This is a genomic window from Ensifer sp. (assembly GCF_035999135.1).
In the GTDB taxonomy this organism is placed as follows: Bacteria; Pseudomonadota; Alphaproteobacteria; order Rhizobiales; family Rhizobiaceae; genus Ensifer.
In genome coordinates, this window is the sequence record NZ_DASYGZ010000206.1 from 103068 (window position 1) to 111714 (window position 8647).

Sequence of the window (8647 nt, forward strand, 5' to 3'; positions counted from 1 at the left end):
CAGTAGACTCGATTTTGACAAGAGCGTTGCACGGTCATGAGAGGACTTGGCTCGGGCCACGTGGTCGAAGTCGCCTGCCGCAGCCATTTTTAGCGCTATGCGCAACGCAATTTTCCGCTGAAGCGCTAGCTGAAAGCTCTGAATTACTTGATCGTCTAGGGACCGATCAAATCCGATCGGTTGCGGACGTCGCGGAGGTGGTCGTCAGCTGCGGTCCCCTGCAGAACCTCCGTCCGCGTCTGCTCTCTCAAGTGCATGCCCCAGACTCTCGGCGAAGGCCATCATCAGCGGGCCAACACCCTTGGCGTCATCGTCTACCACCTGTTCCCTGAGGTAGTAGCCAGGCGAGCCATCCCGATAGTTTCCTTCAAAGCCCCCAAGGCCCGCGACACCGACGATTTTCGTTAGTCGGGTGATGCTCCCCGCGTCCGTCACGAGGCGGTCTGAAATCAGGGAAGAAAGCGCGCGACGACCTGCCCCGGCGGCTTTTTCTCGGTCAGTGAACCCCAAACGCGCAGCGCGCAAGAGCGCATAGGCAAACATGGCGGAGGCCGAACTTTCCTCGTAATTGCCCGCGAGATCGGGTTCGTCGAGCACCTGCATCCAGAGACCGGACGGCATTTGGCGCGCCATCAATTCATCCAGCAGAAGGCATGTTCGCTGACGCAGCGCCGCAGTCGCCCTTTCTTCGGGCAGAAGCGCCAGCGCATCGACCAGGGCCATGGCCAGCCAGCCGACGGCGCGTGCCCAGACCGCCGGTGATTTTCCCGTTGTCGGATCGGCCCACCGTTGCATCCGGCTGTCGTCATAGCCGTGAACGTATAGGCCACCGGTAGTCGAAGTGAACGCGAGCGCCGTCGAAAACTGCTGGAGTGCGTCGGCGATCAGCGCCGGCTTGTCATTAGCGATGGCGTACTCAATTTGAAACGGCAGACCCATGTAAAGCCCATCGAGCCAGACCTGATGCGGATACCGATTCTTATGCCAATAGTTGCCTGCAACTATGCGGGGATGGCTTTCAAGTTGACTTGCGAGATTGTCTGCAGCCTGTCTGTACCGAGTGTCTCCCGTTTCTGCGGAAAGCGGGAACAGGACGCGTCCTGCAAGGATGTTGTCGATGTTGTACTCGGCAGGATCGTAGCCGAGCAGCGCGCCGTCGGGTGAAACCTGGCGATCGATAAGCCGGCGCAAGTGATCGCTCCAGCGCTCCTCGCCAGTTGCTTCGAAAAGAAGACGAAGACCGCGATAGATGCAGCCGTCTTCATAGCACCAACTGCCGCCCTTATAAGGCTTGTAGCGTCGCGCAAACTGATCGAAATATGTGGTCGGGTCCATCGGATATCTCATTCAAGGGAAACGGAAATCGGGGCTCTGCTCAAGAGCGCCGGTTCATCGCAGTCGACGTCGGCGCACTCGGCGACGATCGTCTCGTGCCGCATCGGTCGTACCCCGTCGGCCATGATCGGAGGCGTAGGGGTCGCGCCGGCGCGATAGGACGCGATCTTCAACCGGCGAATTCTGATGTTGCGGATCGGTGCTTCCGGCAGCCCGAGAAACGCGCCTGCCGTATGGCCGAGCTTGCGGATTTCGACATCCTCGATGGTGACGCCGTCGATGCAGGGTGTTCCCGGGTCCGTTAGTGCGGGCTGGCGTGATTGCACCCACTCTTCGTGACCATCCGCATCGCAATGGTAATGCGCGTTGGCCGATAGTGCCGTGTCGACGCCATCCAAGAGAACCCGCCGCATCGTAATGTTCGTGATAGAACCGCCGCGACCGCGCCTTGTCTTCAGACGCAGACCCCGATCGGTGCCGACCATCTCGCAGTCCTCGATACAAACGTCGTCCACGCCGCCCGACATTTCCGAGCCGATGACGAGGCCGCCATGCCCGCGCTCCATAAGGCAATGGGTGACGCGGATGCCGCGGGTTTCGCCCAGATGATCGTTTTCGCCGTTCGGACCGCGCTTTCCGGCTTTGACCGCGATGCAGTCGTCGCCGACCGAGAACCGCACGCCGGTGATCGTGACGTCATGGCAGCTTTCGGGGTTGAAACCATCGGTGTTGGGGCTGTCGGGTGGAGCGCTAATGCTGAGACCCGCGGCAACCAGCCCGCTACAGCCCTGCGGATGGATCGTCCAGGACGGCGCGTTGCGGATGCTAAAACCAAGCAGCCTCGTATCGGTGCAGGAAATGAGGTGCAGCCCACGCGGGCGGCGCGCCTCGTCGCGGGTTTCCTTTGGCCAGGTCCACCAGTCCCCGCCGTCGCCCGAGCCATCGAGGGTGCCCTCGCCCTCAATCGCCAGGTCTTTAGCGCCGATAGCATGGACCGGCGCGGCAAAACAGGCGGCAGGCAGCCCTTCCCAGCTCCCAAGCATCCTGCCCGTTTCGTCACGCGCCGCAAGAATGGGCCAGCCAGCGCGAGCCGATGGTGCCCGCAGAACCGCGCCCTTGGAGAGATGCAGGGTCATGCTGCTCTTGAGCCGGACGGGAAAGGCGGTCCAGTCCCCCTCCGCCAGACGAAGCGTGCCGCCTTTGGGCACGGCGTCGAGCGCAGCCGCCAAGATGGTTGCGTTGGCGCGGGCACCCTCGACATCGTCGCGGGCGATATTCGCCATGAGGCCGAAATCGGTCGCGTCGATCAGACCGGTACAGGCTGGCGTCTCGAACTCGAGCGGCTGGAACCCGTCGACTTCGAGCCGATAGCGACAAAGGGGTCGAAGGTCGTGAAAGATGCTCACAACCGTCATCGCGGCACCTTCCCGCGCCTCGCCATCGCCAGCCAGCGCCCAAAGCCGCCAGGCCGCCGGCTCAGGCAGGCGATAGAGCGCTCCGGCTTCATGCAGGCAAAGCGCTGCCGTTCGCGCCGATAGCGCGATGATGGACGGTTGGATCATGGTCTCTTTCTCTTGGCTATTGATCCACGAGGGGAGCCCGACGCGAAAACCGCGGCGGGACGTTCTGAGGATCAATCGAACTCGGCGAGTACGTCGTTCACCGTGTCGATGATCTGCGCGGCCGCCTCATCCGCCGTCAGCTGGCCGTAGGCATATTCTTCCAGCGTATCGATGAAGGCCGCACGTACTTCCGGATGCTCGTTGAACGGCGAGACGGCTGGGCCGCTCGCAGCAACGACGATGGCGTTTGCGGCACGCACTTCCGGTTCGCCCTTGTCACCGAGGCGGGTAGCGGCGGCCTTCGACGCCGGCAGGCCGCGCGAGGTGCCGAGTGCATCGATGCCCTCCGGTTCATTCAGAAGGCAATTGACGATCTGAGCTGCCGCCGCCGGATCCTTGGAATTCTTGGAGATGGAGAAGACCATCGAGGGCTTGCGATAGACGCCCTCTGTCACGGCGTCCGGAAGCTTCAGCATAGCCACGGGCTTCAGAACCTGACCGTCTTTCAACGGGTCTGCATACTTCGAATAGGTCGAATCCCACTCGTAGGAACCGGCAACCTTGCCATCGGCCCAGGCCGGCTTTTCAAACAGATTGACATTGCCGTCGGCCGCCTCCTCTTTCTGCGATCGGATAGCTCCAGTTTCCACCAGCTTACCCAGGAACGATATGCCTTCGGAAAGCTCCTCCGGCGTCCAGGCAACGCGATTGGTCGCGGGATCGACCAGATCCTTGCCGGTCTTTTGAACGACAGCCAGGGTCGTCAAAAGCTGGGCAGTCTCCTTCACGGCGTTGAACGTGTAGTAGTCCTTGCCGAGCTTTTCCTTGATGGTCGCGGTGGCGGCAAAGAACTCGTCCCAGCTCGTTGGAATGGCAACACCCGCCTTCTCGAATGTCGTGGCATTGAAGAAGAAGACGCGGCCCGTCGTCGAAACCGAAAGTCCTTGCAGCACCCCGTTCATTGAGCCGGCCGACAGATCCGCCTCACTCCAGTTGGATAGGTCGATCGCCCCAAGCTTGCGCAGATCGGCGAAACCGTCGCCATTCTTCGAGAACAGCGGCAGCCACGGCCAGTTGACCTGCATGATGTCGGCCTCGGTCTTGCCGGCCATCTGGGTCGTCAGCTTTTCGAGGTAGCCGTCGAACCCAGTGAATTCGCCCTTGACAGTATGCCCATGTTTTTCGCCGCAGGCGGCGATCGCCTTTTGGGTGGCGACGTGGCGGCTCTCACCGCCCCACCAGGCCATACGCAATTCGGCGGCCTGCGCTGCCGTGCCAAGGGCCAGTGCCCCATAGGCGACAGTGGCCAGTGCTGCGATCATTCTTATTTTCATCGAACTTCTCCTCCTTGGAATGGGGCCGAACGCTGCCTCCTCACAGCGAGACGTTGCGGCCGTCGGTCTTGTCGAAAACATGCAGGTGGTCAGGATCCGGGCGCAGGCGGATCACGTCCGACTGGCCGAGCGCCTCGAACTCGGCAGCGCCGACGACGCTCACCAGCTTGCGCCCTTCAAGATCCGCATGGAGATAGACCTCGTGACCCATGAACTCGGCATTGGTGAGCCTTGCAGCGAGCCCTTGCCCGTCGGCGACGAGCGAAAGATGCTGCGGACGCATGCCAAGGACGGCGTCAGCAGGGCGGGCCGAAAGCCTGCCTTCGAGATTCGTGCCAAGTGCCAGCCGCTGGCTGCCGATCTGGAGTTCGCCACCCTCAAGCGTCGCATCGACAAGGTTCATCTCGGGGCTTCCGATGAAACCGGCAACGAACAGGTTTGCCGGACGGTTGTAGAGTTCCTTGGGTGTTGCCACCTGCATGATATGGCCGGCCTGCATGACACAGATCCGGTCCCCCATGGTCATGGCTTCGGTCTGGTCGTGCGTCACGTAGATGACCGTCGAAGACAGGCCCTCGGCCTTCAACTGGCGGTGTAGATCGGTGATACGCACCCGCATCGAGGCGCGCAGCTTGGCGTCGAGATTGGAAAGCGGCTCATCGAACAGGAAGACTCCAGGCTTCTTGATGAGGGCGCGCCCGAGCGCGACGCGCTGCGCCTGGCCGCCGGAGAGCTGCTTCGGCAGCCGATCGAGCAGCGGCTCGATCTCGAGGATCTTGGCCACATGCTTGATGGCTGCATCGATCTCCGCCTTCGGCTTGCCGGCGATCTTCAGCCCGAAGGCGAGGTTGCCGCGCACCTTCATGTGCGGATAGAGCGCGTAGTTCTGGAACACCATCGCGATCGAGCGTTTGCCGGGCGGCAGATCGTTGACGCGCTGGTCGCCAATGACGATTTCGCCGCCTGTAATTTCCTCGAGCCCCGCGACCATGCGCAGCGTCGTGGACTTGGCGCAGCCGGACGGGCCGACGAAGACCATGAACTCGCCATCCTCGATATCGAGGTTGATTCCATGGACGGCCTTAAATGCGCCGCCATAGACTTTCTCGAGGCCTTTCAGTTGAACCTTTGCCATGGTCAGCCTTTGACTCCCCCGGAGGAGATCCCTTCAATGAAGTATCGTTGCGCAGCGAAGAACACGACGAGGGCGGGCGTAATGGTCAGCACCGACATCGCGAGGATGCGGTTCCATTCAAAAACTTCCGTCGTGTCGATGGAGAGTTTGAGCGCCAGGCTCACAGGGTATTTGTCCACCGACGACAGGTAGATCAGCGGCCCGAGGAAATCGTTCATCGTCCACATGAACTGAAACAGGCAGACAGAGATCAGCGCCGGTGCCAGCATTGGGACGACGATGTAAACGAGTGTCTGCAAACTGTTGGCACCGTCGACGCGTGCCGCCTCTTCCATGTCTGACGGCAGCGAGCGCAGGAACTGCACCAACATGAAGACGAAGAATGCGTCGCCAGCAAAGGCAGATGGCACCCAGAGCGGCAGGAAACTGTCGAGCCAGCCGAGATCACGGAACAGGATGTATTGCGGGATGCGCGTCACCACGTTCGGCAGAAGCAGGATCGCAATTACCGATGCGAAGAGCATCTTCTTGAACGGGAAATCGAACCGCGCGAAGGCGTAGGCCGCCATAGTGCAGGAGATCGCCGTGCCGATCACCTTCGGCAGGATGATCAGGAACGAGTTCCAGAAGAAGCGGCCGAACGTGTAGGGCGTCGACGTCTGCCAGCCCTTGATGTAGCCGTCAACGGTCGGACTGTCGGGCAGGAAGCCGGCTCCGGCGAAGATCTCCGAGTTGGTCTTGAAACTCGCGCCAACCAGCCAGATCAGCGGATAGAGCATGACGAAACCGACCGCAAAGAGCAGGACGTAGCGAACCGATGTCGATAGCAGACGAAGCCTTGCCCTGCGTGCGGCCTGCCGGTCGTTGAAAGTCTGGAGATCCGCCACGGCTCAGTTCCTCTTGTCGCCGGCGTAATAGACCCACTTCTTCGAGGACCAGAAGGCCACGAGGGTCAGCACGGTGATGATGATGAAGAGCACCCAGGCAATGGACGAGGCATAGCCCATGTTGAACTTCTTGAAGGCCTTGTCATAGATGTAGAGCGGCAGCAGGTAGGTTGCCTTCAGCGGACCGCCCTGGGTGATGATGTAGGGGCCGTTGAACTCCTGGAACGCCTGAACCATCTGCATGATCAGGTTGAAAAATATGACCGGTGTCAGCAGCGGCAGGGTGATCCAGAAGAAGGTCCGCACCTTTCCCGCACCGTCGATGGCCGCTGCCTCATAGAGCGACTTGTCGATCGATTGCAGCGCGGCCAGGAAGATCACCATGGCCGAACCGAACTGCCAGCAGCGCAGGAGCGTGATGGTGAAGAGCGCGTTGGTCGGATCGCCGAACCAGTCGACAGGAGCAAGCCCTAGCGTGGCGAGCGCCATGTTTGCCAGTCCCTCCGAGGCAAAGACATAGCGCCACAAGACGGCGATAGCGATCGAACCCCCGAGGATGGACGGCACATAGAAGGCTGTACGGAAGAGGCCGATGAACTTCAGCCGGTAGTTCAGGATCGCGGCGATGAATAGTGCGAAGGCAAGCTTCAGCGGCACGGTCAGGAACACGTAGACGAGCGTGACGTTCAACGATTTGATGAAGGTGCGGTCACGGGTAAAGAGCCGCTCGTAATTGGCAAGCCCCGTCCAGCGTGGCTCGCTCATCAGGTCGTAGCTGGTGAAGCTCAGGTAGAACGAGCCGATGAACGGAATGGCCGTGAAAATCAGAAGGCCAATGATGTAGGGCGCGAGATAGCCGAGCCCGAGAACACGCTGCCCTTTCATGCCCTTCCTCCCAGATGGCACCGAAATGCTGCTTTCATAGATACAGTTTCGTACAAGTTACGCTCCCGGATCGGAACGGGCGAAAACGGGATTATCCCTTTTTCACCACGAACCGATCCCTCCTCCCAGACGATGCGGTGCGCATAAGCGGTTTCCACGATGACAATCACCCATCTCTCCTGCAGAATGAATTCACAAAGGCGAGGAAAAAGATGGACGAAATTGAAGGTGGCATTCTCTCGGCGATTCCGCCGACGGCGCTCACCCTTAATCTGACGCGAGCGGCTATTCGCATGGAGCACTCGCACACCTGGCGGATCGACAAGTCCAACGAGGTCGATGACCTCGTGATCTGCCTCGAAGGGCGCGGCCACTACCTGATAGACGGCGAAGCGGTGATCATGGAACCGGGCGATGCGATGCTGATTTTGCGCGGGCAGCGTTTCGTCGGGTGGAATGAAGGGCGGGAAACCTATCTCGGTGTGGCGCAGCACTTCACGCTCGATATCTACGGGCGCCATAACCTCATCGCGCAGATGGATCTGAAACCGAAACTGCGCCTGACGCGCTGGCCGCTTCTCGAACCGCTGGTCCGCCACTATCGGCAGAGCGCTCCACCCTCCTCCGTCACCCTCGGCCAGCATCATCTCTTCATGGTGCTGCTGATTGCCTTTATCGAGGATGCGTTCATCGGCTGGCGCGACCACGCCACCTACCAGCCCGAGGGCGCCGATGCGATCGACCTTGCTGTCATGAAAGCGGCCACAATGATTTCCGCCAACCCGCTCGATCCGGAAATTGCGACGCGGGCGGTCGACGCGTCGCCTTACAATCGCGACTACTTCCTGCGCGAATTCCAGAAGCGAGTGACCCGCACGCCGCGTAAATACCAGGAGCTGAAACGCATGGAGCGCGCTATGCATTTCCTGGAGGCTGGTCTTTCGGTGGCGGCTGCCGCCATGGAAGTCGGCTATTCCGACCCCTACTACTTCTCCCGCATGTTCAAGCGAACTCTGGGTCTCAGCCCGCGCGATCATTTGAACAAAGTTCGCCAGAGCCGAGACGGTGGCCTGATGCAGCTTGACGAACCCGAACAGGCACTCGCGCTCGCGGATGGACTTGCGGCCAACCAGTTGGCCACGGAGTCGGCAATATTGCGCTGACCGGCGCGGCGCCGTTGGGATCAACACGCCTACCACACCCCCGGGGGAGAGCGTGATCCGCTGGCGACCGGCCCGCCGCGCGGTCATCACCCTTGAGGTGCCTTGAATTCTGAGAGCGCATCGCGATTGATCTCGATGCCGAGGCCAGGCGCATCGGGAATGGCGACCACGCCACCCACCGCCTCGATCGGCGTCGAGAGCACCTCCTGGCGGAACGGGTTCTCCGTGCGATCGAACTCCATGATCGGCTCGATCGGCTTCACGCGGACGGGATCCGGCGTCATCGTCGCCATGAACTGCAGCGCCGCGGCAAGGTGAACGCCCGTGCCCCAGACATGCGGCACGA

General features: G+C 60.9%; 8 protein-coding genes. 1 reads left to right on the top strand and 7 read right to left on the bottom strand.

The genetic code is table 11. The features are described 5' to 3' along the window. Window positions 1–204: 204 nt before the first annotated feature. The 6 genes from VGO12_RS27640 to VGO12_RS27665 form a co-directional block, all read right to left on the bottom strand. The gene (locus VGO12_RS27640; RefSeq protein WP_327515922.1) at window positions 205–1335 is read right to left on the bottom strand and encodes a glycoside hydrolase family 88/105 protein; all 1131 of its coding nucleotides are present in this window, start codon (window positions 1333–1335) and stop codon (window positions 205–207) included. 8 nt (window positions 1336–1343) lie between these two features. Continuing rightward, window positions 1344–2897 (bottom strand): glycoside hydrolase family 28 protein, encoded by a 1554-nt coding sequence (locus VGO12_RS27645; protein ID WP_327515923.1) that lies wholly within the window; start codon window positions 2895–2897, stop codon window positions 1344–1346. Window positions 2898–2968: 71 nt separating this feature from the next. Then, a complete protein-coding gene (locus VGO12_RS27650) occupies window positions 2969–4231 on the bottom strand; it encodes an ABC transporter substrate-binding protein (RefSeq protein ID WP_327515924.1) in 1263 nt (420 codons plus the stop codon). Window positions 4232–4271: 40 nt separating this feature from the next. Then, a complete protein-coding gene (locus VGO12_RS27655) occupies window positions 4272–5366 on the bottom strand; it encodes a sn-glycerol-3-phosphate ABC transporter ATP-binding protein UgpC (protein WP_327515925.1) in 1095 nt (364 codons plus the stop codon). Between the two features lie 2 nt (window positions 5367–5368). Continuing rightward, a complete protein-coding gene (locus VGO12_RS27660; protein WP_327515926.1) occupies window positions 5369–6253 on the bottom strand; it encodes a carbohydrate ABC transporter permease in 885 nt (294 codons plus the stop codon). Window positions 6254–6256: 3 nt separating this feature from the next. Beyond that, on the bottom strand, window positions 6257–7138 hold the full coding sequence (locus VGO12_RS27665) for a sugar ABC transporter permease (RefSeq protein ID WP_327515927.1): 882 nt from the start codon (window positions 7136–7138) through the stop codon (window positions 6257–6259). Window positions 7139–7350: 212 nt separating this feature from the next. Here VGO12_RS27665 and VGO12_RS27670 point away from each other — a divergent pair, with 212 nt between their 5' ends. After that, window positions 7351–8301, top strand: coding sequence for a helix-turn-helix transcriptional regulator (locus VGO12_RS27670; RefSeq protein ID WP_327515928.1), 951 nt, complete (start codon window positions 7351–7353; stop codon window positions 8299–8301). A gap of 86 nt (window positions 8302–8387) precedes the next feature. Here VGO12_RS27670 and VGO12_RS27675 read toward each other — a convergent pair. Beyond that, window positions 8388–8647: enolase C-terminal domain-like protein (locus VGO12_RS27675; protein ID WP_327515929.1), on the bottom strand; the 260-nt coding region annotated here is incomplete at its 5' end.

What these genes read in the sequence shown, in the direction of transcription:
- VGO12_RS27640 (WP_327515922.1), bottom strand. Translation starts at nt 1,335, where the DNA reads ATGGACCCGACCACATATTTCGATCAGTTTGCGCGACGCTACAAGCCT.
- VGO12_RS27645 (WP_327515923.1), bottom strand. Translation starts at nt 2,897, where the DNA reads ATGATCCAACCGTCCATCATCGCGCTATCGGCGCGAACGGCAGCGCTT.
- VGO12_RS27650 (WP_327515924.1), bottom strand. Translation starts at nt 4,231, where the DNA reads ATGAAAATAAGAATGATCGCAGCACTGGCCACTGTCGCCTATGGGGCA.
- VGO12_RS27655 (WP_327515925.1), bottom strand. Translation starts at nt 5,366, where the DNA reads ATGGCAAAGGTTCAACTGAAAGGCCTCGAGAAAGTCTATGGCGGCGCA.
- VGO12_RS27665 (WP_327515927.1), bottom strand. Translation starts at nt 7,138, where the DNA reads ATGAAAGGGCAGCGTGTTCTCGGGCTCGGCTATCTCGCGCCCTACATC.
- VGO12_RS27670 (WP_327515928.1), top strand. Translation starts at nt 7,351, where the DNA reads ATGGACGAAATTGAAGGTGGCATTCTCTCGGCGATTCCGCCGACGGCG.